Source organism: Streptomyces sp. NPDC003635 (genome assembly GCF_053587635.1).
In genome coordinates this window covers 99,457-124,224 of sequence record NZ_JBSFOK010000003.1, presented here as the reverse complement: position 1 = coordinate 124,224, position 24,768 = coordinate 99,457, and the positions used below count along the sequence as shown (strand labels likewise).

The 24,768-nt window shown below is 70.7% G+C and carries 20 protein-coding genes and 1 tRNA gene; 14 read left to right on the top strand and 7 right to left on the bottom strand.

Features of this window, described 5'->3' with window-relative positions; genetic code table 11:
- Positions 1–10: 10 nt before the first annotated feature.
- The 4 genes from ACWDRW_RS04295 to ACWDRW_RS04280 form a co-directional block, all read right to left on the bottom strand.
- Entirely contained in the window at positions 11–376 is a 366-nt protein-coding gene (locus ACWDRW_RS04295; protein WP_451719872.1) for an SH3 domain-containing protein, read from the bottom strand.
- A 112-nt stretch (positions 377–488) separates the two neighbouring features.
- Positions 489–1,736 carry an ATP-binding protein gene (locus ACWDRW_RS04290; protein WP_451719869.1) on the bottom strand — a complete coding sequence of 416 codons (1,248 nt, stop codon included), beginning with the start codon at positions 1,734–1,736 and terminating at the stop codon, positions 489–491.
- Positions 1,733–2,464: a hypothetical protein gene (locus ACWDRW_RS04285; RefSeq protein WP_451719866.1), complete on the bottom strand. Its 732-nt coding sequence runs from the start codon at positions 2,462–2,464 to the stop codon at positions 1,733–1,735. The genes ACWDRW_RS04290 and ACWDRW_RS04285 overlap by 4 nt, the downstream gene beginning before the upstream one ends.
- A gap of 80 nt (positions 2,465–2,544) precedes the next feature.
- Positions 2,545–3,051 carry a protein-tyrosine phosphatase family protein gene (locus ACWDRW_RS04280; RefSeq protein WP_451719863.1) on the bottom strand — a complete coding sequence of 169 codons (507 nt, stop codon included), beginning with the start codon at positions 3,049–3,051 and terminating at the stop codon, positions 2,545–2,547.
- Positions 3,052–3,154: 103 nt separating this feature from the next.
- Here ACWDRW_RS04280 and ACWDRW_RS04275 point away from each other — a divergent pair, with 103 nt between their 5' ends.
- A complete protein-coding gene (locus ACWDRW_RS04275; RefSeq protein ID WP_451719860.1) occupies positions 3,155–3,958 on the top strand; it encodes a nuclease-related domain-containing protein in 804 nt (267 codons plus the stop codon).
- Positions 3,959–3,971: 13 nt separating this feature from the next.
- Here the strand turns inward: ACWDRW_RS04275 and ACWDRW_RS04270 are convergent, their stop codons facing one another.
- Together ACWDRW_RS04270 and ligD are read right to left on the bottom strand one after the other, a co-directional pair.
- Entirely contained in the window at positions 3,972–5,249 is a 1,278-nt protein-coding gene (locus ACWDRW_RS04270) for a vanadium-dependent haloperoxidase (protein WP_451719857.1), read from the bottom strand.
- Between the two features lie 217 nt (positions 5,250–5,466).
- On the bottom strand, positions 5,467–6,354 hold the full coding sequence (ligD, locus tag ACWDRW_RS04265; RefSeq protein WP_451719854.1) for a non-homologous end-joining DNA ligase: 888 nt from the start codon (positions 6,352–6,354) through the stop codon (positions 5,467–5,469).
- A 72-nt stretch (positions 6,355–6,426) separates the two neighbouring features.
- Between ligD and ku the strand changes: the two genes are divergently transcribed.
- Together ku and ACWDRW_RS04255 are read left to right on the top strand one after the other, a co-directional pair.
- Positions 6,427–7,479, top strand: a complete 1,053-nt coding sequence (ku, locus tag ACWDRW_RS04260; RefSeq protein ID WP_451719851.1) for a non-homologous end joining protein Ku — start codon at positions 6,427–6,429, stop codon at positions 7,477–7,479.
- A 75-nt stretch (positions 7,480–7,554) separates the two neighbouring features.
- Entirely contained in the window at positions 7,555–8,448 is an 894-nt protein-coding gene (locus ACWDRW_RS04255; RefSeq protein ID WP_451719848.1) for an arginase family protein, read from the top strand.
- 1,853 nt (positions 8,449–10,301) lie between these two features.
- Here the strand turns inward: ACWDRW_RS04255 and ACWDRW_RS04250 are convergent.
- Positions 10,302–10,373, bottom strand: a tRNA-Arg gene (locus ACWDRW_RS04250).
- 103 nt (positions 10,374–10,476) lie between these two features.
- On the opposite strand from ACWDRW_RS04250, the gene ACWDRW_RS04245 reads away from it, so the two are divergent.
- From ACWDRW_RS04245 to prfA, 11 genes are all read left to right on the top strand, one after another.
- On the top strand, positions 10,477–10,983 hold the full coding sequence (locus ACWDRW_RS04245) for a response regulator (RefSeq protein ID WP_451719845.1): 507 nt from the start codon (positions 10,477–10,479) through the stop codon (positions 10,981–10,983).
- Between the two features lie 165 nt (positions 10,984–11,148).
- A complete protein-coding gene (gene nrtL, locus ACWDRW_RS04240; RefSeq protein WP_451719842.1) occupies positions 11,149–12,489 on the top strand; it encodes an ArgS-related anticodon-binding protein NrtL in 1,341 nt (446 codons plus the stop codon).
- A gap of 16 nt (positions 12,490–12,505) precedes the next feature.
- Positions 12,506–13,897 carry a diaminopimelate decarboxylase gene (gene lysA, locus ACWDRW_RS04235; protein WP_451719839.1) on the top strand — a complete coding sequence of 464 codons (1,392 nt, stop codon included), beginning with the start codon at positions 12,506–12,508 and terminating at the stop codon, positions 13,895–13,897.
- A gap of 156 nt (positions 13,898–14,053) precedes the next feature.
- Complete coding sequence (locus ACWDRW_RS04230) at positions 14,054–15,346, top strand: homoserine dehydrogenase (protein ID WP_451719836.1); 1,293 nt, start codon at positions 14,054–14,056, stop codon at positions 15,344–15,346.
- Between the two features lie 6 nt (positions 15,347–15,352).
- Positions 15,353–16,411 (top strand): threonine synthase, encoded by a 1,059-nt coding sequence (gene thrC / locus ACWDRW_RS04225; RefSeq protein ID WP_451719833.1) that lies wholly within the window; start codon positions 15,353–15,355, stop codon positions 16,409–16,411.
- A gap of 225 nt (positions 16,412–16,636) precedes the next feature.
- A complete protein-coding gene (thrB, locus tag ACWDRW_RS04220; RefSeq protein ID WP_451719830.1) occupies positions 16,637–17,554 on the top strand; it encodes a homoserine kinase in 918 nt (305 codons plus the stop codon).
- A 405-nt stretch (positions 17,555–17,959) separates the two neighbouring features.
- Complete coding sequence (gene rho, locus ACWDRW_RS04215; RefSeq protein ID WP_451719828.1) at positions 17,960–19,972, top strand: transcription termination factor Rho; 2,013 nt, start codon at positions 17,960–17,962, stop codon at positions 19,970–19,972.
- 123 nt (positions 19,973–20,095) lie between these two features.
- Positions 20,096–21,865, top strand: coding sequence for a trypsin-like serine protease (locus ACWDRW_RS04210; RefSeq protein WP_451719826.1), 1,770 nt, complete (start codon positions 20,096–20,098; stop codon positions 21,863–21,865).
- A 203-nt stretch (positions 21,866–22,068) separates the two neighbouring features.
- Positions 22,069–23,208, top strand: coding sequence for an LCP family protein (locus ACWDRW_RS04205; RefSeq protein WP_451719823.1), 1,140 nt, complete (start codon positions 22,069–22,071; stop codon positions 23,206–23,208).
- Positions 23,209–23,355: 147 nt separating this feature from the next.
- Positions 23,356–23,580, top strand: a complete 225-nt coding sequence (gene rpmE, locus ACWDRW_RS04200) for a 50S ribosomal protein L31 (RefSeq protein WP_019753312.1) — start codon at positions 23,356–23,358, stop codon at positions 23,578–23,580.
- Between the two features lie 106 nt (positions 23,581–23,686).
- Complete coding sequence (prfA, locus tag ACWDRW_RS04195; RefSeq protein WP_451719820.1) at positions 23,687–24,763, top strand: peptide chain release factor 1; 1,077 nt, start codon at positions 23,687–23,689, stop codon at positions 24,761–24,763.
- Positions 24,764–24,768: the final 5 nt, after the last annotated feature.

Sequence of the window (24,768 nt, the reverse complement as noted above, 5' to 3'; positions counted from 1 at the left end):
GCCTTGCGGCTCAGCACCAGCGTGGCGCGGGCCCGATGTTGTCGATGTACCGGGCGGCGCCCCAGGCCCAGGTGCCGTCCGTGAGGAGGTACCAGAGCGGGTTGCCCTGGATGTTCTGGCCGACCGTCTTGCAGAAGATCTTGACGATCTCCCCGCGGTGCGCGGTCCGGATGACCTGGCCGCCCCGGTTCGGAGCGCTGCGCAGCAGCAGGGTGTTCGCGGTGACCACGCCCTTGTACAGGCGCTGCTGGCTCTGGTGGTGGCCGCTGTCGCCGCGGTGGTTGCCCCAGTCGTCGTTCGCGACGGCGGGGGTGGCGGCCGCGGCCACGAGGGCGCAGGCGGCGACGGATATGGAGAGGCGGGAGCGCAGGGACATGGGAGAACCTCCACGAAGGGGGCGAACTTGACTATTCGCCACATTAGGAGCGACTCCGGCCCGGCGCCCCTCACAGTGCGCCATCAGGGACGCGGGCCCCGCCGGTGCTGCCTCAGGCCGGGCCTTGAGGAAGCGTCAGTACGGCCAGGGCGCCGCCGTCGGGCGCGTTCCTGAACTCCAGTCGCGCGCCCAGCACCTCGGACTGGCCCAGCGCGATGGTGAGGCCGAGGCCGTGCCCCTTCGTCCCGCCCTCGGTCCGGAACCGCTGCGGCCCGTGCTCCACCAGGTAGTCCGGGTACCCGTCCCCGTGGTCCCGCACGGTGACGACCGGACCGTCGACCGTCAGCACCACCGGCGCCCGCCCGTGCCGGTGCGCGTTCGCGACGAGATTCCCGAGCACCCGCTCCAGCCGCCGGCGGTCGGTCTCCACCGTCACATCCCGCTCGACCACGACCTGCGTACGGTCCCCGGCCGCCCGCACCGCCCGCTCGGCCAGCGGTCCCAGCTGCTCGGCGTCCACGTCGAGGCGCTCGCGGCCCATGTCCAGCCGGGAGATCTCCAGCAGGTCCTCGGTGAGCGTCCGCAGCGCCGCCACCCGGTCCCGCACCAGCTCCGTGGGCCGCCCCGCGGGCAGCAGCTCCGCCGCCGCGTGCAGCCCCGTCAGCGGGGTGCGCAGCTCGTGCGCCACGTCCGCGGTGAACCGCTGCTCGGCCTGGAGCTTGCCCTGCAACGAGGCCGCCATGGAGTCCAGCGCGGCGGCCACCGCGGCCACCTCGTCCTGAGGGCGCGTCGGATCCTTCGTCCGGGGGTCGTCGACGCGCGCGTCCAGGTCGCCGCCGCTGATCCGCCGGGCCACCTGGGCCGTGGTGTGCAGCCGCCGGGTCACCCGGGTCACCGCGAGGGCGCCCACCAGCAGCGTGGCCCCGATCGCCAGCGCCGAGGACCACAGGATCGCCCGGTCCAGGCCGTCGATCGTGCGGGCCTGCTGCGAGTAGTCCACCCGCACCGCCAGCGCCCGTCCACCGTCGGCCGGGCCCGCCGCCCACATCGTCGGCCGGCCCTCGTGATCGGCGACCATCGTGCCCCGGTCCCCGGCCACCGCGAGCTCCCGCAGCGACCCTGGCAGCCCCGCCGGATCGACGCCCGCCCCCGGCATCAGCCGGTCCCCGGCCTCGAAGGCCGTCGTCGCGTCGGTCAGCCGGTCCAGCGCCTCGCCGCGGGCCCGCCCCACGGTCTGGTTGGTGACCGAGACATGCACCAGCACACCGAGCAGCGCCGTGAGCGCACAGCACATGACGGTGATGAACACGGCGGCCTTGGTGAAGAGCGTGCCGGCCCAGCGGGGCAGCGCGAGCCTCATCGGCCGCTCACGGACTCGGACGGCCGCGCGCTCGCGGAGGGCGACGGCTTCACCGAGCTCTTGTGCTCCCCGGTGCGCAGCATCTCGTCGTGGGTCAGCAGCATCGCGTTGGCGTCGGCGTCCCAGGTCCACTGGAGCCGGTACTCGTACCCGGCGACCTCCGAGGGCGCGCGGACGATGACGGACCGCCCGGCCAGCTCGACCGCGCTGACGGCGTCGTCGTAGGACATGACCCGCACCAGCCGGTGCTTCTGGACGGTGTAGACGCGGATGGCGGTCAGCTCGTCCGGCAGCAGCCGGAAGCCGAGCGTCAGGTCCTCGCGGCCGTTGCCGTTCAGGTCGCGGTAGTACGGCGTGAGCACGGGGCAGCGGGCCCTGTCGCCGCCCGGGTCGCAGTCGGCCATCCGGTCGGCCGTCTGCCGGTACGGCGCCTTCGCCCCCGCGTAGTCGTCGGGGTGGTCGGCGATCTCGGCGCGCACGACCGCGACCGGGTCCACCTTGCGGATGTCGTCACCGGGCACCTCGACGCCCTTGACGACCTCGGTGGTCACCTCGCCGATCTCGAAGGCGGGACTGGACGCCGGGGTCAGCTCCGGCCACAGCCGGGCCGGACTGACCGCGGTCGGGGTGGCGCCCGCGCCCTGGAGTCCGCCGGCGTCACCGCAGCCCGCCGCGGTCGCCAGGAACAGGGCGACGGCGACGGTCGTACGGACACGGCTGAGGGGCACGGTGCTCCTGTGGTTCTGAGGTGAGCGGCGGCCCCGTACACCTTATTCGGAGGGAAGTCCCTTTTGCCCGTCCAGGTCGATCACTCCGTGAGCTCCTCCAGGAGGCGGGCGGTCGAGAGCCCGGCGCGCAGATACTCGACGAAGAGGTCATTGTGCAGGGCCCAGGGCGAGCGCCGGGACCGTATCAGCCGGATCGCCTCCTCCGCGGAGTGCCCCCGCCGCACCAGCGTCTGGGCGATGACGAGCCCCGACCGGTTGTAGCCGTGGAAGCAGCGCACGAGCACGGACCGCCCCGCGTCCAGCGCCTCTCCCGCGGCCTGCGCGAGGCGTATGACCCCCGCGAGCTGCGTCCCGTCCAGCGGCCCGTCCGGGATGGGCCACACATGGTGCTCCACCTCGCTGTCGGGCCCGTGCCCGGGCAGTCGCAGCAGGGTCTGCACGAGATCGAACTCGTCCCGCACGACGACGAACTCCACCTGTCCCGACACCGCCCGGAACTCGTGCCCGCCCATCCACAGGCCGGGCACGATCTCGTCCCACGGGGTGTCCGGAGCAGGAACGTCGGGTTGCTTCCCGCGGGTACGCAATTGGCGCCTCCCCCAACTTCCCCTCCCAACTCCTCTCAAAGGTAACCGGGTTCTTGCCCCTGGAGCACCCCGCCTGTTCCCATGGTCAAAGGGGTGATGGTGCATGAGCGGACTGCGTGTCGTGCCGGCCTGGCGCCACGGTCAGGAACGTTTGTACGTCTGCCTCACGGACGGCAGGAACATCGCGTGGTACGACCGTGAGGCGGCCAGGGTCAACCTGCTCAGCGACGAGCGCAGAGAGGACGTCCTGGAGGCCCTGGGACCCTTCCTGACCGGCCCGGTGACCGTGGGCCCGCCACCGGTCCCGACCCCGGCGGAGCTGGCCCGCCTCACGCTCCACCCGGACGACGACCTGGCGCCCAACCGCCCCGGCGAGGCGCTCCTGGTCGCCCTGGAGCGGGACCCGGGCCCGGCCCGCCGCCTGCGCACGGACCCCAGGCGCCACGCGCTCACCGCCGAACAGACGGTCGGCGAGGCCCTGGACCGCCTGGACGGCGCGGGCTGGCACACCCTTCACTCGATCCCGCTGCCCGGCGGCGCCCGCATCCACCATCTGGCGATCGGCCCGGCGGGCCTGTTCGCGATCCACGCGCTCTACGCCCGCAAGCAGCGCGTGAGGGTGGCGGACCCGGTGGTCACGGCGGCCCGACGGGACCCCCAGCCGCTGCTGCGCCGGCTGCGCGCCGAGGCGGACCGGGCCTCCTACGCCCTGACCGCCGAGGTCCACCCGGTCCTGTGCCTGGTGGGCCCGGCGGACGTCTCCGTGACGACCCCGGTCCGCGAGGTCCGCATCCTCCAGGACACGGGCCTCGGCGAACTGGCGAGGCAGGGCGGGGTCCTCAAACCGGCGGACGTGGAGGCGCTGCACGCGATGGCGCGGGACCGGAACACGTGGGGCAGGGTCTAGGTCCAGGCCTGGTCTAGGCCCTGTCCTCGTGCAGCGGCTTGAAGTAGTGGGCGACCGCGAATCTGCCGATCTTCCGTCCGACCCGGTTGCCCACCACGTCCGCGGTCCGGAAGTGGATGCCCTCCCACACCCGGGCGTCGATCGCGTCCCGGTTGAAGTCGGCCGAGTTCTTGTACGTCCTCGTGGTGCCCGTCACCGCCGAGTGGACCCGCAGATCGATGTCACCGCCGGTCAGCCGGTCCAGTACGGCCATCACGGCCCCGTCATTGGCACAGTGCCCGCCCATGTACTCGGGGTACGGCGGCGTGTTGGTCAGCGGCAGCCACGACGGGTCGGCCTCGGTGGCCGGGTTCCCGTCCGTGTCCGCCAGCCGGATCGCGCTGATCGGCCGCCACAGCGCGTAGGTCAGCTTGGAGTTCCAGGTGGTGATCGTGGCGTCCACGGACGCGGTGTTCGCCGCCGCGAACAGCCGGGCCGCCTCCACGATGTCCATGTTCCGTCGGGTGACGCGCTCGCGGTACGCGGCCTGCAGCTGCTGCGGCAGCGGATCCGTGAAGAACAGCGCCGTCTCGGTCTGCTCGGCCGTCCGCACGGTGCTGTCCTTCGCGCCCATCGCCCGCACCTCGGCGAGATCCCGCGCGTACCGCCTGGAGGTCAGCTCGGGTGGCGGCCCCGGCATGAAACGGTCGGGCGAGTCGGCCAGCATCGGCTGCATCCTCGCCATCCACGGGTTGGCGAAGGGGCGGTAGCCGGGCAGCTCGGGCCGCCACACGCCGGGCGCGGGTGTCCGGTCGTACGTCAGCGTCGCGTCCCGCCCGTCGCCCCGGCGCAGCTCGACGAGGCGCTCGGCGGCCCGCTCCCCGAAAGCCACGCCCTCCTCCTCGGCGCTCCCGTCGGGGATCTTCGCCAGCGAGGCGGTGTAGGCGGCCTCGATCCGAGCCCCGGAGTTCGGGAAGTACGTCAGCAGCACCCGGCGGGCGGCAGCGGCGGCAGCGGCCTCCGAGGAGGCGTGCCGCGGCCCCCGCACGTCCCACTTGTACGGCGTGTAGCGGCCCTCGATGCCGACGACCGCGTTGTACACGGCGGCGGAGACGAACCCGTACCAGACGAACGGCTCGGCCGCGGGCCGTTGGGCGTCACCGCTGACCACCTCGACGGCGGTCCGGTTCCAGTCGGTGATCACTTCGGCGTCCGGGACGGGCGGGGTCGCTTCGCGGGCCGGGGCGTGGGGGAGCGCGGCACCGAGGGTGAGCGCTGACAGCCCGACGAGGAGGGTGCGACGGACAGGCATGGTGCTCCTTCGTTACTCGTGTGATGGGGGAGGGGTGGGGGGTCGGAGGTCGTGTGATGGGGGATGAGCCGGACGGTCGGAGCTCGTGTGATGGGGGATGGGCGGGGAGTCGGAGCTCGTGTGCTGGGGGATGGGCGGGGAGCGGAGTTCGTGTGATGGGGGATGAGCCGGACGGTCGTAACTCGTGCGACGAGGGATGAGCGGAGGGTCGGACCGGTCAGCGCTGGGGGAGTGCCGAGGCCCGGTCCGGGTCCAGCAGCGGCGCCAGCAGGTCGCCGTAGTCCTGGATCCGGGGGGCGAGGTCCGGTGCGGTGAAGGCGAGCTGCGCGGGGGAGCCGCACTGCTCGACCTCGGCCCAGGTGACGGGCGCGGAGACCCAGGGCTCGGGGCGGGCGCGCAGGGTGTAGGGGGTGGCCGTGGTCTTCCGGGCGGCGTTCTGGCTCCAGTCCACGAAGACCTTCCCTGGCCGCAGGCTGCGGGTCATCCGGTGCAGGGCGAGCCGGGGCATGGCCTGCTCGGCCTCCACGGCGAGCTCCTTGGCGTACTCCGACACCTCGTCGGAGGACGAACCCCGGACCGCGGCCAGCAGATGCAGCCCCTTGGAGCCGGAGGTCTTCGCGTGGGCCTCGATCCCGTCCGCCGCGAGCCGTTCGCGCAGCCACAGGGCGACCTCGCAGCACTCCACGACGGTCGCGGGGGTGCCGGGGTCCAGATCGAGGACAAGCCGGTCGGCGGTGCCGGGCGCCTGGGCGACCCACTGGTGGGTGTGGAACTCGGTGACCAGGTTCGCGGCCCACATCAGGCTCGGCAGATCCTGCACGAGGACCATCCGGGCGGGCCCCTCCGAACGGGGGACCTCGGCGGTGGTGACCCACTCGGGCGTACCCGGCGGCACGTTCTTGGTGAAGAAGACCTGTCCGTCCGGTCCGTCCGGGTAGCGCAGGAAGGAGACCGGCCGGTCACGCAGATGGGGCAGCAGCACCTCGGCGGTGGTGGCGTAGTAGTGCAGCACCTCGCCCTTGGTGAAGCCGGTCGCCGGATACAGCACCTTCTCCAGGTTGCTGAGCGCGAGCCGTCGCCCCTCCACCTCTGTGATCGGCGTCATACGATGAGAATCCCATGGAAATGGGATGAAGATATCTTGAGTTGCCCCAAACCTGGCGAAAGGGTGCTGCACGTGAGATCCATCTGGAACGGCGCCATCTCGTTCGGTCTGGTCAGCATCCCGATCAAGGTGGTGAACGCGACCGAGAGCCACGCGATCTCCTTCCGCCAGATCCATACGGAGGACGGCGGCCGCATCCGGTACCGGAAGTTCTGCGAGCTGGAGGACCGGGAGGTCACCCAGTCGGAGATCGGCAAGGGGTACGAGGACGCGGACGGCACGATCGTGCCGATCACCGACGAGGATCTGTCCCAGCTGCCGATCCCGACGGCGAAGACGATCGAGATCGTGGCGTTCGTGCCGGAGGACCGGATCGATCCGCTCCAGATGGACGCGGCGTACTACCTGGCGGCCAGCGGGGCCCCGGCGGCGAAGCCGTACACGCTCCTGCGGGAAGCCCTGAAGCGCAGCAACAAGGTGGCGATCGCGAAGTTCGCCCTGCGGGGCCGGGAACGCCTGGGCATGCTCCGGGTCGTGGGCGACGCGATCGCCATGCACGGTCTCCTCTGGCCGGACGAGGTCCGCGCCCCGGAAGGCGTGGCGCCGGACGTGGACGTGACGGTCCGCGACAAGGAACTGGACCTCGCGGACGCCCTCATGGACACGCTCGGCGAGGTGGACCTGGAGGACCTCCACGACGAGTACCGCGAGGCGGTGGAGGAGGTCATCGCGGCGAAGGCCGCCGGCGAGACCCCGCGCGAGACCCCCGAACCGGCCAAGGGCGGCAAGGTCCTGGACCTGATGGCGGCCCTGGAGAAGAGCGTCCGCGAGGCCAAGGAGTCCCGGGGCGAGGAACCGGCGGAGGTACGACAGCTCCCCCGCCGCAAGTCCACCCCGAAGGAGCCGGCGGGCAAGAAGTCGACGGCGAAGAAGACAGCGGCGAAGAAGACGACGTCGGCCAGGAAGTCGACCTCGAAGTCGGCGTCGAAGTCGACCTCGACCTCGACCTCGACCTCGAAGTCGGCCCAGTCGGCCAAGAAGACGACGGCGAAGAGCACGACGGCGAAGAGCACGGCGAAGAAGACGCCGGCGAAGAAGACGACGTCCCGAAAGCGCTCGGCGTAGGTTCCGGGGCGGGGCGGGGCGGGGCGGCCGCCTTCTTCCTGCGGCCGCACGTACCCCTTGCCCGAGGAGACGACCGTGCAGAGCCTGGCGATCATCGAGGCACCGTCCGTACTCGGCCTGCGCCCAGGTGGTGTGTCCCATCTGCCGACGGCCCTACGGCGGGCAGGACTGCTGGACGGCTTCCGGCCGGTCCTGGAGCAGCACCTCGAACCCCCCGAGTACGACCCCGTCCGCGACCCGGAGACGGGCGTACTCAACCCCACCGGAATCACACGCTATGCGACCGAGCTGGCCGACGCCGTGACCACCGCCCTCGACCAGGACCTCTTCCCCGTGGTGCTCGGCGGCGACTGCACCGTCCTGCTGGGCAACCTCCTGGCCCTGCGCCGCCGCGGCCGACCCGGCCTGCTGTTCCTGGACGGCCACACGGACTTCTACCAGCCGTCCGCCGAGCCGAACGGCGAGGCCGCGTCGATGGCACTGGCCCTGGCCACCGGCCGGGGCCCGGCGGTCCTGACGGACCTGGAAGGCCGGGGCCCGCTGCTCCGGGACGAGGACGCGGTGGCCTTCGCCTTCCGGGACGAGACGGAGTCGGCGGAGGCGGGCATGCAGCCGCTGCCCCCGGCCCTGCACGCGATGAACCTGACCGAGGTCCGCGCACTGGGCATCGAGGCGGCGACGGCCCAGGCCCTCACCCACCTCACCACCCCCTACTGGACCCACCTGGACGCCGACGTCCTGGACGACACCCTCATGCCGGCCGTCGACTACCGCCTTCCCGGCGGTCTGAGCTGGGCGGAACTCGGCCACGTCCTGACCACGGCACTCGCCGACGACCGCTGCTGGGGTCTGGACGTCACGATCTTCAACCCCCACCTGGACCCCACCGGCACGATCACGGCCCGCTTCACGGAGTGCCTGCGCGGGGCGCTGGCCACGAGGGCGGTGAGTCGGCCCGAAGGGGCGTGAACGGCGGTAGTGGCTCAGTCTGCGGGGGCGCCGCCCTCGCGCGTAGGCGGGCCAACAGTGCGGTGCTGGCCTCATTCCGTGACTACTGAGTCCGCAGCTACTGAGGCGGAACCCCGCCACTTCCCCAACGGCTGTCCATGGGTTCCTCGGTCACCGCGCAAACTACGGAGGCATCCTCCGCCGAATTCGCACCATTCAGACACAGCGGCTTCAACGCAGTGTTGACCAGGGCTGTCCAAACGGTTTGGGCAATGTCGAAGTTGATATTCAGACCTTCGCCGCTCCCACCCGCGCCGATCGGTTCGTCGGCGGAAGCCGACGGCGCCGGGGTGCCCAGGGCGAGCACGGCAGTGGTGAGCAGAGCGGCGACTCGGGCGCAGTTCCGCTTGCGTGTGCTTGGCGACATTCTTGTCCGTTCGATAGGACGGGCTGGCCTGTGACTTCTCCAGCAGGACGTTGATCGTTTCCGTGGGTGATCATGTCCCGGCACCCTCAGGCATCCCCGCCCACGACATGCGGCCGAACAGGTAATGATTATCGAGCCGCTGATCAATGGACTGAATCTCGGTTTCTTCCGGGCGGGTTACGCGCGACGCAATCCCGCAGCAATTCGCGTTCCGAGATCTTGCGAAACCGAGACAACGCGACACGACAGCTAGAGGCTGTCCAGGATCCTCGCGACGGCTCTCAGCAACCCGAATTTGCGGCGGTGCTCTTTGGAGCAGTAGCGCCGCGTGCGCCACCGCCGTCGCTGCGGCACCGGCGTGCCGCACCACCGGCACGGCACCGACTCCGCTGATTCCCCACTCACGCCGCTCACCGTAACGGCCGCTGTTGGGGTCGGCCGCTCACCTCCTACAGCGTAGGCCGGGCCCACCCTCCCCGAGAGAAGGAAGCCCAGTGAAGCATCCCGACGACGATCACGAAGGGTTCAACCGGCTGGAAGCCGAGATGGCCGCCGACTCCGGCGGCGAGGTGGTCGACCCCGCCCCGACTTCCGGCCGACCGAGTCGGCCATCCCGAGCGGCGATCGGCCGGTCGACGGTCCGTCCCCAGCCGCCGGGCTACGGACCGGCTGAAGTCGGGACAGCGGCGCGAGGTGATCCCGGCGTGAGCCAAGTCCAAGCTAGAGTTCCTCACCGCGCTCGGCCGACTCGGCGGGTACGCCCGCACACCACCGCCTATGACCCGGTGCTCCTGCCCTGGTACCCCGCACCGTTGGTCCGCCAGGCCCCCCGGGCGTGGCGAAGTTCATCGCTGGCACCATGCGCTGGGTCGCCAACGCCGAGGGCGAGCCGCTGCGGCAGGTCGCCGCGCGCCGCGAGAACGTCGAGGAACCTGAAGCTGTCGCGGCAGCGCGACCACCGGGCGCCGACCTATTGGGAGTTCTCTCGCGAATACATGGGCGTGCGTCGGCGCACGGCCGCGGCCAAGACCTGTGAAGGGCTGGCGGACAGCCTTGCCACCGCAGCACTCGGCATGCCGGGGGAGGGCCCTGGAACACCGGACCCGGAACACGTACAGCGCGCCTCAGGGACGGCAGCTCCTCACGGCCGTCTCCTATGTCGGCTCGGTGACGTCTTTCACGTCCACGGGCTGTGGGCTACTCAGATGTGCGAGGCGCTCGTCAACAGGACCACGCAGCCCGCCCCGGATGGGCTGGACGACAGTCGAGAGCGGTTCTAACGCCATGCTGGGACGATCATCAAGGACGCCTCGGCTTGATCCACACGCTCTCACACGCGAACCGTGAGAGACAACGAGAGAGGGCGGGAGTCAGTAAGACTGACTCCCGCCCTCTTCTGCTGACATCCGCCCTGGTCAGCGCTTGATTTCTGCTGTTCCTAGGCGAGTGCCCCCGGCAGGATTCGAACCTGCGCACACGGCTCCGGAGGCCGTTGCTCTATCCCCTGAGCTACGGGGGCGTGTCGGGCGCCTTGCTTGGCGGCGACGGGTAGAACCCTACCAGCTCTGACAGGGTGTTCATGAACGGTTTCCGGGGGGTCGGGTCGCCCGCACGGGGTGGAAGTGGGCAAAACCCGGACGCGGTGGCCGGTCCGGACCTACTCTCGACTTGTGCCAGGCGCGTCGGGCCGGGTGCTTGTTGTGGACGACAACAAGGTCATCCGGCAGCTGATCAGGGTCAATCTCGAGCTGGAGGGCCTCGAGGTCGTGACCGCGGCCGATGGTGCCGAGTGTCTGGATGTGGTGCATCAGGTGCGTCCCGACGTCGTCACCCTCGACGTCGTCATGCCCCGGCTGGACGGACTCCGCACCGCCGCGCGGCTCCGCGCCGATCCCCGTACCCGGGACCTGCCCCTCGCCATCGTCAGCGCCTGTACCCAGTACGAGGTCGACAGCGGCCTCGATGTCGGCGTCGACGCCTTCCTCGCCAAGCCCTTCGAACCCGCCGAACTGGTCAGCCTCGTACGCAAGCTGATCGAGCGGAAGCGGAGCGGGAGTGAGGACTCCGAGGGTGAGGGGGACGGGCCCCTCTTCGGAGGTGTTCTGGGGGCCGCCGCCGATCGGCGCTGACGTGTGGCTCGCGCCGGTCGGGCTCCTGTGGCGGCTGCCGACGTCTTCACGCCTGGACTGCCCCGTCCATCGTCCAGTCACCCGCCTCTCCACATCAGTCCACATCCCGGACCATCGTCCAAACCCGCTCGCTTACCCACCCCCCTTCTCCCATACGCTTGTCCCGTGACCCCCGTCGAGCTCTCCCGCACCGTGCTGCGCGCGGTGCGTCGTGCTGTCGATGACGGGGAGCTGGACGTGGCCGTGCCGGAGCGGGTTCTCGTGACCGTGCCCGGGGCCGGTGGCTGTGGGGACTACGCCACCAACGTCGCCCTTCAGCTCGCTCGGTCCGCCGGGCAGCCGCCCCTGCGCGTCGCCGAGATCCTGCGCCCCCACCTCGTCGGGGCCGACGGTGTCGCCGACGTCGTCGTCACCGGGCCCGGCTTCATCAACTTCAGCATCGACGGCCATGGCACCCAGGGCGCCGGACTCGTCGAGGAAATCCTGCGGCGCGGACCGCGGTACGGGTTCGTCGAGCGGCCCACGGGGAAGGTCGTGCAGCTCCACTGTCCCCATGAGGTCCGGGCCGTCGTCGTCATGGAGGCCTGCGCACGGTTGCTGCGGGCTCAGGGCACCCTCGTACGTACCAGCTGCGTGGCCCCTCCCGAGGCCGCCTGGGAGGACGTGCTCGGTGTGCGCGTCGACGCGTTCGGACGGCCGCCGGACGCCCCCGCGCCCCTCGACGTCAACGTACGACCCGTTCCCGCCCCCGCTGATCCGCTCCCGCTCGGGCGGGACGCCGCCCGCTGGGCCCTGCTCCACCCGGCCGCCCACGACCGGCCCCGCATCACCGACGAGCACCTCGTCCAGCGCGAGGCCAACCCCCTCTTCCGGGTCCGTTACGCCCACGCCCGCACCCGGGCCCTGACCCGCAACGCCGCCGACCTCGGCTTCACAGCGGAACCCGGGCCGACCGACGCGGAGACTGAGCCGGCCCAGGCCGAGGCCCACGTCCCCACCGGACCGGTGGATGCGGTGACTGGGTCGGCCCGGGCCCAGGTTCCCACCGGACCGGCCGACGCCACGGCCAGGGCGGCAGAAGCCCGGGCCCTCACCCGGCCGGCCGACGCCGTGACCCGGGTGACCGGGGCGGCCGAGGCCCATCCCCTCACCGACCCGCCCCGGGGCAAGACCGGGGCGCCCCCGGCCCAAGCCCTCACCGCCCTCACTGCACCCCCCAACGCCCCCGCCGCCCCCAACACCCCCACCACCCCCCTCCTCACCCTCCTCGCCGACCACCCCCGCGTCCTCGCCCACGCGGCCGCGCACCGCGCCCCCGATCGTCTCGCCCGGCACCTCGTCAGCGTTGCCGATGCCGTGCTCGTCCTTCTGCCCGCCGTGCTGCCGCGTGGGGCGGAGAAACCCTCGGCCGCCCACCGTGCCCGGCTCGCGCTCGCCGAAGCCGCCGGGGCGGTGCTGGCCGGTGGCCTGTCCCTGCTCGGCATCGACGCACCCGAACACCTCTGAGGAAGCCAGAAGAGTCATGAGCCGTTCCGCACACCCCGCCGGGCCCCGGCACGCCGATGTCCTGCCCGAGGGGCACTACTCCGCGCCGCCGGCGGACCTCAACGCCCTCGACGCCAAGGTGTGGGCCCAGACCGTCACCCGCGACGAGAACGGCGTCGTCACGGTCGGCGGCATCGACGTGAACACCCTCGCCGAACAGCACGGCACCCCCGCCTACGTCGTCGACGAGGCCGACTTCCGGGCCCGGGCGCGGGCCTGGCGCACCGCGTTCGGTCAGGACGCGGACGTCTTCTACGCAGGCAAGGCCTTCCTCTCCCGCGCCATCGTGCGCTGGCTGCACGAGGAGGGGCTCAACCTCGACGTGTGCTCGGGCGGTGAGCTCGCCACCGCCCTCTCCGCCGGGATGCCCGCGGACCGCATCGCCTTCCACGGCAACAACAAGTCCCCCGAGGAGATCCGCCGGGCGATCACCGAGGGCGTGGGGCGGATCGTCCTCGACTCCTTCCAGGAGATCGTCCGCGTCGCCCACATCGCCCGCGAGCTCGGCAAGCGGCAGCGCGTGCAGATCCGTATCACCGTCGGCGTCGAGGCCCACACCCACGAGTTCATCGCCACCGCCCACGAGGACCAGAAGTTCGGCATCCCGCTGGCCGGGGGACAGGCCGCGGAGGCCGTGCGGCGGGCGCTTCAGCTCGACTCGCTGGAACTGATCGGCATCCACTCCCACATCGGATCGCAGATCTTCGACATGAGCGGGTTCGAGGTCGCCGCGCACCGCGTGGTCGGGCTGCTGAAGGACATCCGCGACGAGCACGGTGTCGAGCTGCCCGAGATCGACCTCGGCGGCGGTCTCGGCATCGCGTACACCAGCGACGACGACCCCCGCGAGCCCCACGAGATCGCCAAGGCGCTCACCGAGATCGTCACCCGCGAGTGCGAGGGCGCCAGGCTGCGGACTCCGCGGATCTCCGTCGAGCCGGGGCGCGCCATCGTCGGTCCGACGGCCTTCACGCTCTACGAGGTCGGCACCGTCAAGCCGCTCGACAACCTTCGTACCTACGTCTCCGTCGACGGCGGCATGTCCGACAACATCCGTACGGCGTTGTACGACGCGGAGTACAGCGTCGCCCTCGTCTCGCGCACCTCCGACGCCGGGCCCATGCTGGCCCGGGTCGTCGGCAAGCACTGCGAGAGCGGGGACATCGTGGTCAAGGACGCGTTCCTGCCGGCCGACCTGGCACCGGGTGACCTGATCGCCGTACCGGCGACCGGGGCGTACTGCCGGTCCATGGCCAGCAACTACAACCACGTGCTCCGGCCGCCCGTCGTCGCCGTGCGCGACGGCGAGTCCCGGGTGATCGTCCGCCGGGAGACGGAGGAGGACCTCCTGCGTCTCGACGTCGGCTGAGCGCCGTGGTGAGCACGGGGGAGAGCGGCGGAAGATCTTCCGGTCACCGCCCTCCAACATACTGAAATAGACGTCTCACGATCCGGACCGGGCATAGAAACTCCGGTCCGGTGAGTGAGACTGGTCCAACCGCAGAAGTAAAGGAAACGAGGTCGGATGATGCGTACGCGTCCGCTGAAGGTGGCGCTGCTGGGCTGTGGAGTGGTCGGCTCAGAGGTGGCGCGCATCATGACGACGCACGCCGACGACCTCGCCGCCCGCATCGGAGCTCCGGTGGAGCTCGCCGGGGTGGCCGTGCGGCGGCCCGACAAGGTGCGCGAGGGCATCCGGCGAGAGCTGATCACCACCGACGCCACCGCGCTCGTCAAACGCGGCGACATCGACGTCGTGGTGGAGGTCATCGGCGGTATCGAGCCCGCCCGCTCCCTCATCACCACCGCCTTCGAGCACGGCGCCTCCGTGGTCTCCGCGAACAAGGCGCTGCTCGCCCAGGACGGCGCCGCCCTGCACGCCGCGGCCGAGGAGCACGGCAAGGACCTCTACTACGAGGCCGCCGTCGCCGGCGCCATCCCGCTGATCCGTCCGCTGCGCGAGTCCCTCGCCGGCGACAAGGTCAACCGCGTGCTCGGCATCGTCAACGGCACCACCAACTTCATCCTCGACAAGATGGACAGCACGGGGGCCGGCTACCAGGAGGCCCTCGACGAGGCCACCGCCCTCGGCTACGCCGAGGCCGACCCGACGGCCGACGTCGAGGGCTTCGACGCCGCCGCCAAGGCGGCCATCCTCGCCGGAATCGCCTTCCACACGCGCGTGCGCCTCGACGACGTCTACCGCGAGGGCATGACCGAGGTCACCGCCGCCGACTTCGCCTCCGCCAAGGAGATGGGCTGCACCATCAAGCTGCTCGCCATCTGCGAGCGGGCCGGGGACGGCCAGTCCGTGTCGGCCCGGGTGCACCCGGCCATGATCCCGCTCACGCACCCGCTCGCCTCCGTGCGCGGCGCGTACAACGCCGTCTTCGTCGAGTCGGACGCCTCCGGGCAGCTCATGTTCTACGGCCCCGGCGCGGGCGGCTCCCCGACGGCCTCCGCCGTCCTCGGCGACCTCGTCGCCGTCTGCCGCAACCGGCTCAGCGGCACCACCGGACCCGGCGAGTCCGCCTACGCCGCCCTCCCGGTCTCGGGCATGGGCGAGGTCGTCACGCGCTATCACATCAGCCTTGACGTCGCCGACAAACCGGGTGTTCTCGCCCAGGTGGCGACCGTCTTCGCCGAGCACGGTGTCTCGATCGATACGGTTCGGCAGCAGGGCAACAACGGCGAGGCGTCCCTCGTCGTCGTGACCCACCGAGCGTCCGACGCGGCCCTCGGCGGCACCGTCGAGGCGTTGCGCAAGCTCGACACCGTGCGCGGTGTCGCCAGCATCATGCGGGTTGAAGGAGAGTAACCAGCAATGACCCACCAGTGGCGCGGAATCATCGAGGAGTACCGGGACCGGCTGCCGGTATCCGACACCACGCCGGTCGTGACGCTCCGCGAGGGCGGCACGCCGCTCGTGCCCGCGCAGGTGCTCTCCGAGCGCACGGGCTGCGAGGTCCACCTGAAGGTGGAGGGCGCGAACCCCACGGGTTCCTTCAAGGACCGCGGGATGACCATGGCCATCACCCGGGCCAAGGAGGAGGGCGCGAAGGCGGTCATCTGCGCCTCCACCGGCAACACCTCGGCCTCCGCGGCCGCTTACGCCGTACGCGCGGGCATGGTTTCGGCCGTTCTCGTACCGCAGGGCAAGATCGCGCTGGGCAAGATGGGCCAGGCGCTCGTCCACGGCGCGAAGATCCTCCAGGTCGACGGCAACTTCGACGACTGCCTGACGCTCGCCCGCGCGCTGAGCGACAACTACCCCGTGGCGCTGGTCAATTCGGTCAATCCGGTGCGTATCGAGGGTCAGAAGACGGCCGCGTTCGAGATCGTGGACATGCTCGGGGACGCCCCCGACATCCACGTCCTGCCGGTCGGCAACGCGGGCAACATCACCGCGTACTGGAAGGGCTATACGGAGTACGCCGCCGACGGCGTGGCGACCCGCACCCCGCGCATGTGGGGCTTCCAGGCCTCCGGTTCCGCGCCCATCGTGCGCGGTGAGGTCGTCAAGGACCCGTCGACGATCGCCACCGCGATCCGGATCGGCAACCCCGCCTCCTGGCAGTTCGCGCTCGCGGCCCGGGACGAGTCGGGCGGCCTCATCGACGAGGTGACGGACCGTGAGATCCTGCGCGCCTACCGGCTGTTGGCCTCCCAGGAGGGTGTCTTCGTCGAGCCGGCGTCCGCCGCGTCCGTCGCCGGTCTGCTGAAGGCCGCCGAGCTGGGCAAGGTCGACCCGGGCCAGAAGATCGTGTGCACCGTCACCGGCAACGGCCTGAAGGACCCCGACTGGGCCGTCGCGGGCGCCCCGCAGCCCGTCACCGTCCCCGTCGACGCGGCCACCGCGGCCGAGCGGCTGGGCCTGGCCTGATCAGCAACGGCACGGGGGTGCACAGGGGGCTTACGACACGCATCGTGCGCCTCCTGTGCGCCCTATGTCGCCACAGAACCTTCCTTCGATAGGCTGTACTGAACCCGCCCGCTGCATATGCCTCCGCGTATGGCGGGGTGTCGCGCCGTCTCCACGGCCCGCAGGGTCTTCGTACGTCATCGAATGTCTTCGACAATCACGCAGCTCAAGGAGAGTCATCGAGCGATGGCCGGTCCAGCCTTCCGCGCCGCCGCCGTCCGGGTGCGCGTCCCCGCCACCAGCGCCAACCTCGGCCCGGGCTTCGACGCCCTCGGCCTCTCGCTGGGGCTCTACGACGACGTCGTCGTCCGGGTGGCCGACTCCGGGCTGCACATCGACATCGCGGGTGAGGGCAGCGAGACGCTGCCGCGTGACGAGAGCCACCTTCTCGTACGCTCCCTGCGCACCGCCTTCGACCTGCTGGGCGGACAGCCGCGCGGTCTGGAGATCGTCTGCGCCAACCGCATCCCGCACGGCCGCGGCCTCGGTTCCTCCTCCGCCGCCATCTGCGCCGGCATCGTCGCCGCGCGGGCGGTGACCATAGGAGGCGAGTCCCGTCTGGACGACGCCGCGCTGCTGGAGCTCGCCACCGAGATCGAGGGCCACCCCGACAACGTCGCGGCCTGTCTGCTCGGGGGTTTCACGCTCTCCTGGATGGAGTCCGGCGCCGCCCGGGCGATCAGGATGGATCCCGCCGATTCCATCGTTCCGGTGGTTTTCGTGCCTGGAAAGCCGGTCCTCACCGAGACCGCGCGCGGCCTTCTCCCGCGCACTGTGCCGCATGTCGACGCCGCCACCAACGCGGGCCGTGCCGCCCTGCTCGTCGAGGCCCTGACCCGGCGCCCCGAGCTGCTGCTGCCCGCCACCGAGGACCGTCTGCACCAGGAGTACCGCGCCCCGGCCATGCCGGAGAGCGCCGCGCTGGTGGAGCGGCTGCGCGCCGACGGGATCCCCGCGGTGATCTCCGGAGCGGGCCCCACCGTGCTGGCGCTGGCCGACGACGACAGTGCCGACAAGGTCGCTGATCTGGCAGGCGAGGGCTGGGCCGCGAACCGGCTCGAGCTCGACGCCCAGGGAGCGAGCGTGCTGCCGCTTGCGCCCTGACACACGGTTGCCGGATTTCGAGAGGGGGAATGTTTGTTGGATCCGGTAGTGTTAACCTCAAGTCTGCACCCGACCCCACCATGGCGAGGTGCTTTGTGTCCCCGTCCGGGACAGACATTCTTCCGGGAGCCTCCCAAGCCGCACTGTGTTCCGTACGACGTACGCGGGCAGTACCTCGTACACGAGCACTGAGCGACTCGCCGGGCACGCTCCGGAACCGGTGCGACCAAGCCACGTGACACGGACACTCGGTGCCACGGCTTTGGGAAGCGCCATCACCAGATATCTCTTCCGCCGCTTTGGCGGACCACCGCCCCGGCCGGTCCACGACAAGGACCGAAGCCGGACAGCACAACCGGTCGCCGAGCCAGACAGGCCGACGTCCGCTCCAGGGAAGGACCCTTCGTGAGCGACACCACCGATCTGATGGGCGCACGTGTCGAGGAGACCGCTGCCGCGCCCGCCACGGACGCCTCCGCGCCTGCCACCGGTGCCGGCTCCCGGCGGCGCCGCGGTACCGGCCTCGAGGGCATGGTGCTGGCCGAGCTGCAGCAGGTCGCATCCGGCCTCGGCATCAGGGGCACCGCGCGCATGCGCAAGAGCCAGCTGATCGAGGTCATCAAGGAAGCGCAGGCCGGAGGGGGTGCCGCGGCCCCGAAGGCTGCATCTTCCCCCGCCGGGGACGCCACCGAGACCAAGCCGAAGCGTCGGGCCACCTCCAAGGCCCGTACCGGCGATGACGCGCCCGCCAAGAAGGCGGAGAAGGCCGAGGCGCCCGCCGAGAAGGCCGTGGCGCAGCAGCAGATCGAGATCCCCGGCCAGCCGGCCTCCGACGACGCGCCCGCCGAGCGCCGTCGTCGCCGCGCCACCGCCGAGGCCGGCGCCCCCGTGGCCGCCGCGCCGGAGACGGTCGCCGCCGAGGCCAAGAGCGAGCCGAAGGCCGAGACGCCGGCGCAGCCGCAGGGCGACGCCGGTGAGGGCGGCGAGGGCCGCCGCCGGGACCGCCGTGAGCGGGGCCGGGACCGTGACCGCGGCGACCGCGGCGACCGCGGCGACCGCGGCGACCGCCGCAAGGGCGACGACCAGCAGGGCGGCCAGCGCGGCCAGCAGCAGGGGCAGCAGCAGGGCGGCGGTCGTCAGGACCGTGGTCAGCAGCGGGCCGACGAGGACGGGGACGACTTCGAGGGCGGCCGTCGCGGCCGTCGCGGGCGTTACCGCGACCGCCGGGGCCGTCGTGGCCGCGACGAGATCGGCCAGGAGCCGCAGATCGCCGAGGACGACGTCCTGATCCCGGTCGCGGGCATCCTCGACATCCTCGACAACTACGCCTTCATCCGTACGTCGGGCTACCTGCCCGGCCCGAACGACGTCTACGTCTCCCTCGCCCAGGTCCGCAAGAACGGCCTGCGCAAGGGTGACCACGTCACCGGTGCCGTGCGTCAGCCGAAGGAAGGCGAGCGCCGCGAGAAGTTCAACGCGCTGGTGCGGCTGGACTCCGTCAACGGCATGGCGCCCGAACACGGCCGTGGCCGACCGGAGTTCAACAAGCTCACCCCGCTGTACCCGCAGGACCGGCTCCGTCTGGAGACCGACCCGGGCGTGCTGACGACCCGCATCATCGACCTCGTGTCGCCGATCGGCAAGGGCCAGCGCGGTCTGATCGTGGCCCCGCCGAAGACCGGTAAGACCATGATCATGCAGGCTATCGCCAACGCGATCACGCACAACAACCCCGAGTGCCACCTGATGGTCGTCCTGGTCGACGAGCGGCCGGAAGAGGTCACCGACATGCAGCGGTCGGTCAAGGGCGAGGTCATCTCCTCGACCTTCGACCGCCCGGCCGAGGACCACACCACGGTCGCCGAGCTCGCCATCGAGCGCGCCAAGCGTCTGGTGGAGCTGGGTCACGACGTCGTCGTGCTGCTCGACTCGATCACGCGTCTGGGCCGTGCGTACAACCTCGCCGCCCCGGCCTCCGGCCGCATCCTGTCCGGTGGTGTCGACTCGACCGCCCTGTACCCGCCGAAGCGCTTCTTCGGTGCGGCCCGCAACATCGAGGACGGCGGCTCGCTGACCATCCTCGCCACCGCGCTGGTGGACACCGGGTCCCGCATGGACGAGGTGATCTTCGAGGAGTTCAAGGGCACCGGCAACATGGAGCTCAAGCTCGACCGGAAGCTCGCCGACAAGCGCATCTTCCCGGCGGTGGACGTGGACGCGTCCGGTACCCGTAAGGAAGAGATCCTGCTCGGCAACGAGGAGCTCGCGGTCGTCTGGAAGCTGCGCCGGGTGCTGCACGCGCTCGACCAGCAGCAGGCGATCGAGCTGCTGCTCGACAAGATGAAGCAGACCAAGTCGAACGTCGAGTTCCTGATGCAGATCCAGAAGACGACGCCGACGCCCGGCAACGGCGACTAGTCGCCGCCGCTTCTCGAAAAGCCGATCCCCGTCACAGCAGTGACGGGGATCGGCTTTTCGGCGCTGAGAGGAAGGGGTGCATCAGGCGCCTCTTCCGACTCATGCACCTCTGGGGGGACTTCCTTGTCCACGACCCGGTCCGGCAGTGGCCGTCACAGACGCCGGATACGTATCGCGCTTCCCGTCGCCGCCGCAGGCATTGCCGCGGCCGTCGGCGCCGCGCTGCTGACCTCGACCGCGGGCGCCGCCTCGGCGGAGCCGAACCCGCCCGCCGTGCCGACCGCCGGCTCGCCCACGCTCGCCGAGCTGGAGCAGCGCGTCCTGGGGGCCGCCGCCCACGACGACACCAGGGACTCGGCCAAGTCGTCCTACAGCAGCTCCTCGACGATCGACGCGAAGATCATCGGCGGCACCACGACGACCATCACGAACGCGCCGTGGATGGCCCAGCTCTGGTACCAGGACGAGACGAACGGGATCTACTTCTTCTGCGGCGGCACCGTCGTCTCCCCGACGAAGATCCTCACCGCCGCGCACTGCGTCCAGGGCTACAACTGGAAGGCGTACGGCGCCGTCGTCACCGGCACCGCGCAGCTGCCCGACACCGACCTGAACGGCGGCACCGCCACCGCGGTCCGGCGCCAGTGGAACCACCCGTCCTACAGCTCGCGGACGATCGACAACGACATCGCGGTCCTCACGCTGGGCAGTCCCGTCACGGTGTCCCCGATCCGGATGGCGACCTCCACCGAGACCGCCGCCTACACGGCCGGCACCAGCGCCAAGGTCTACGGCTGGGGCCGGACCAGCTCCACCAGCCAGGACATCTCCCCGACGCTGAAGACGGCCACCCTGCCGATCCAGTCCGACACCACCTGCTCCGGCGCCTACGGCGCGGACTTCGTCCAGGGCCACATGGTCTGCGCCGGCAACCCGGCCAGCGGCAGCGACGCCGGTACGACGTCCGCCTGCAACGGCGACTCCGGCGGCCCGCTCGTCGTCAACAACCGCATCGTGGGCGTCGTCTCCTGGGGCGTGCAGGACTGCGTGGCCAAGGGCGCCTACAGCGTCTTCGCCAAGGTGCGGACGTACGTCGGCGCGGCCTACCCGCGCGTCGACGACAGCAATCTCAGCCTCGACCACAAGGCCGACCTGTGGGTGCGCAGCTCCTCCACCAAGACCGGCTACGAACTGGACTCCACGGGCAGCGCCTTCGGCGCCCGGGAGTCGTGGGGCAACTGGAGCGCGTACAACGTCGTCCTGCAGAACGACCTGAACCGCGACGGCTTCCAGGACCTGCTGGTCCGCCGGAGCTCCGACGGAGACGTCTACTGGAAGCACTGGGTGCCCGCGAGCGGCTCCTGGGCCACCTCGAAGGTCGCCGACAACTGGGCGACCCGCACCCGGATCGTCACGCCCGGCGACCTCACCGGCGACTACCTGCCGGACCTGGTGTCCGTGGACTCCGCCGGCAAGGCGTGGCTCTACCCGGGCAAGGGCAACGGGACCTTCTCGTCGCGCGTGCAGATCGGCACCGGCACCGGCTGGAGCCAGTACGACGTCCTCGTCGGCCACGGGGACTTCTCCGGCGACGGCAGGGCCGACCTGATCGCCCGCACGCGCAGCAACGGCTACGTCTACCTGTACAAGGGCACCGGCTCGGCCTCGGCGCCCTTCTCGTCCCGTGTGAAGGTGCGGGCGTGGAGCAGCACGTCGTACAACAAGGTCGCCGCGGTCGGCGACGTCAGCGGTGACGGCAAGGCCGACCTGCTGGCCCGTACGCCCGGCGGCACGCTGTACCTCTACAAGGGCACCGGCAAGGCCACCAGCGAGATCTTCGCCACAAGGATCTCGGTCGGGACGACGTACCAGCAGTACGACATCTTCGGCTGAAAACGCAGGTGAGGGACGTTCGCCCGAAATAATTCGGTACGCGCTGTGGCCACCTTTTCACAGGGTGGCCACAGTGCGTTGTGCAACCCTTTCCCGGGTTTCGCCGTCTGACCTGGCGGAGCGACGATGGTGCGGTACGGGTCTTTGACCACGCCTGGCCCTGAAAGCAGGGGGTAACCGACCGGACGAGAACCGAGGAGCACATGTCCGCCGAGAGCACGCCGGAATCCGGCATACCGGGTGACACCGGCACCGCGGGTGCGCGCCGCCGCGCCAAGGGCAGGCGCCGCAAGCCCCGCGACAAGAAGCGCAAGGGTCTGCTGATCATGGCCTGGACGGCCGCTGGAATCGTCGTCCTGGGCGGCACCGGAGCCGGTTTCCTGTACTTCAAGCTCAACGGCAACATCAACAGCGTCGACATCGACCAGGCCCTCGGCACCGACCGTCCGGACAAGGTCGACAACGGCTCCGAGAACATCCTCGTCCTCGGCTCCGACACCCGCTCGGGAAGCAACCAGAAGCTCGGCGGCGGCCCCGACGACGGCAGCGCCCGCTCCGACACCGCGATGATCGTCCACATCTACAAGGGCCACAAGAAGGCCAGCGTGGTCTCCATCCCGCGGGACACCCTCATCGACCGCCCCGAGTGCACCGACACCGACGGCAACACCCATGACGCGGCGTCCGGCGTGATGTTCAACTCGGCGTACTCCACCGGCGGTGCCGCCTGCGCGGTGAAGACCGTCGAGTCGATCACCGATCTGCGCATGGACCACTACCTGGAGGTCGACTTCAGCGGCTTCCAGAAGCTGGTCGACGACCTCGGCGGCGTCGAGATCACCACCACCGAGGACATCAACGACGACGACAGCCACCTGAACCTGAAGGCCGGCACCCACAGGCTGGACGGCGAGCAGGCCCTCGGCCTGGTCCGCACCCGGCACGGCGTCGGCGACGGCTCCGACCTCGGCCGGATCCAGCTCCAGCAGGCCTTCATCAAGGCGCTGATCAACCAGGTCAAGGACGTCGGCCTGTTCACCAACCCGAAGAAGCTCTACGACCTGGCGGACACCGCGACCAAGACCGTCACCACCGACTCCGACCTCGGCTCGGTCAACAAGCTGATGTCGTTCGCGAACGGCCTCAAGGGCATCAGCGCGAGCAAGATGACGATGGTCACGATGCCGGTCCAGTACGACCCGGCCGACGGCAACCGCGTCCTGGTCGAGAAGGCCAAGGCCGCCCAGGTCTGGAAGGCCCTGAAGGACGACCGGGCGATCCCGAAGTCGGCGACCGAGGGCACGGCCACGGGCACCGCGAAGGGCGTCGTCAGCTCCTCCTGAGCCGTCGCGAGGGCCCTGGGAATAGATCACTTGTACCCCCCGTTTTGGGGGATGGCCCCAGTCCTGGCAGACTGGTACGTCGGCTCCGGTTCACGCCTTCGCATCCCGCGGCGGCGACCCGGCGCCCTCCCGAAACTAGGAGACACCTTGAAGCGCGACATCCACCCCGAGTACGTCGAGACGCAGGTCAGCTGCACCTGTGGCGCGTCGTTCACCACCCGCAGCACGATCTCCAGCGGCACCATCCGCGCCGAGGTCTGCTCCGAGTGCCACCCGTTCTACACGGGTAAGCAGAAGATCCTCGACACCGGTGGCCGTGTGGCCCGCTTCGAGGCCCGCTTCGGCAAGGCTGCCGCCGGCTCCAAGAAGTAGCGAGCCCCTTTTCGCCGGTCCACGGCCACACCCTCCCGGGGTGTGCCCGGGACCGGCGTTTTTGGTCGCCCGCCACTTCCCTTCGTACGCATTTCAGGAGCCCAAGATGTTCGAGGCCGTCGAGGAACTCGTCGCCGAGCACGCCGATCTGGAGAAGCAGCTCGCCGACCCGTCGGTCTTCGCCGACCAGGCGAACGCGCGCAGGCTGAACAAGCGCTACGCCGAGCTCACCCCGATCGTCGCCACGTACCGCACCTGGAAGCAGACGGGCGACGACATCGAGACCGCGCGCGAACTCGCCGCGGACGACCCGGACTTCGCCGCCGAGGTCAAGGAGCTGGACAAGCAGCGCGAGGAGCTGACCGAGAAACTGCGGCTGCTGCTCGTCCCGCGTGACCCCAGCGACGACAAGGACGTCATCCTCGAGATCAAGGCCGGCGCCGGCGGCGACGAGTCCGCCCTGTTCGCCGGTGATCTGCTGCGCATGTACCTGCGCTACGCCGAGCGCGTCGGCTGGAAGACCGAGATCATCGACGCCACCGAGTCCGAGCTGGGCGGCTACAAGGACGTCCAGGTCGCCGTGAAGACCAAGGGCGGCCAGGGCGCCACGGAGCCCGGACAGGGCGTGTGGGCCCGGCTGAAGTACGAGGGCGGCGTGCACCGCGTGCAGCGCGTCCCGGCGACCGAGTCCCAGGGCCGCATCCACACCTCCGCGGCCGGTGTGCTGGTCACGCCGGAGGCCGAGGAGGTCGACGTCGAGATCAACCCCAACGACCTCAGGATCGACGTCTACCGCTCCTCCGGACCCGGCGGACAGTCCGTCAACACCACGGACTCCGCCGTGCGCATCACGCACATCCCCACCGGAGTGGTCGCTTCCTGCCAGAACGAGAAGAGCCAGCTGCAGAACAAGGAGCAGGCACTGCGTATCCTGCGCTCCAGGCTGCTCGCCGCGGCGCAGGAGGAGGCGGAGAAGGAAGCCGCCGACGCCCGCCGCAGCCAGGTCCGTACCGTCGACCGCTCCGAGAAGATCCGTACGTACAACTTCCCGGAGAATCGCCTCTCGGACCACCGCGTCGGCTTCAAGGCGTACAACCTGGACCAGGTCCTGGACGGCGACCTCGACGCGGTGATCCAGGCCTGTGTGGACGCGGACTCGGCCGCGAAGCTGGCCGCCGCATAGAAGGC

What these genes read in the sequence shown, in the direction of transcription:
- lysA (WP_451719839.1), top strand. Translation starts at nt 12,506, where the DNA reads ATGAGCCGTTCCGCACACCCCGCCGGGCCCCGGCACGCCGATGTCCTG.
- ACWDRW_RS04205 (WP_451719823.1), top strand. Translation starts at nt 22,069, where the DNA reads ATGTCCGCCGAGAGCACGCCGGAATCCGGCATACCGGGTGACACCGGC.
- ACWDRW_RS04270 (WP_451719857.1), bottom strand. Translation starts at nt 5,249, where the DNA reads ATGCCTGTCCGTCGCACCCTCCTCGTCGGGCTGTCAGCGCTCACCCTC.
- ligD (WP_451719854.1), bottom strand. Translation starts at nt 6,354, where the DNA reads ATGACGCCGATCACAGAGGTGGAGGGGCGACGGCTCGCGCTCAGCAAC.
- ACWDRW_RS04295 (WP_451719872.1), bottom strand. Translation starts at nt 376, where the DNA reads ATGTCCCTGCGCTCCCGCCTCTCCATATCCGTCGCCGCCTGCGCCCTC.
- thrB (WP_451719830.1), top strand. Translation starts at nt 16,637, where the DNA reads ATGGCCGGTCCAGCCTTCCGCGCCGCCGCCGTCCGGGTGCGCGTCCCC.
- ACWDRW_RS04230 (WP_451719836.1), top strand. Translation starts at nt 14,054, where the DNA reads ATGATGCGTACGCGTCCGCTGAAGGTGGCGCTGCTGGGCTGTGGAGTG.
- ACWDRW_RS04290 (WP_451719869.1), bottom strand. Translation starts at nt 1,736, where the DNA reads ATGAGGCTCGCGCTGCCCCGCTGGGCCGGCACGCTCTTCACCAAGGCC.
- ACWDRW_RS04275 (WP_451719860.1), top strand. Translation starts at nt 3,155, where the DNA reads ATGAGCGGACTGCGTGTCGTGCCGGCCTGGCGCCACGGTCAGGAACGT.
- thrC (WP_451719833.1), top strand. Translation starts at nt 15,353, where the DNA reads ATGACCCACCAGTGGCGCGGAATCATCGAGGAGTACCGGGACCGGCTG.
- prfA (WP_451719820.1), top strand. Translation starts at nt 23,687, where the DNA reads ATGTTCGAGGCCGTCGAGGAACTCGTCGCCGAGCACGCCGATCTGGAG.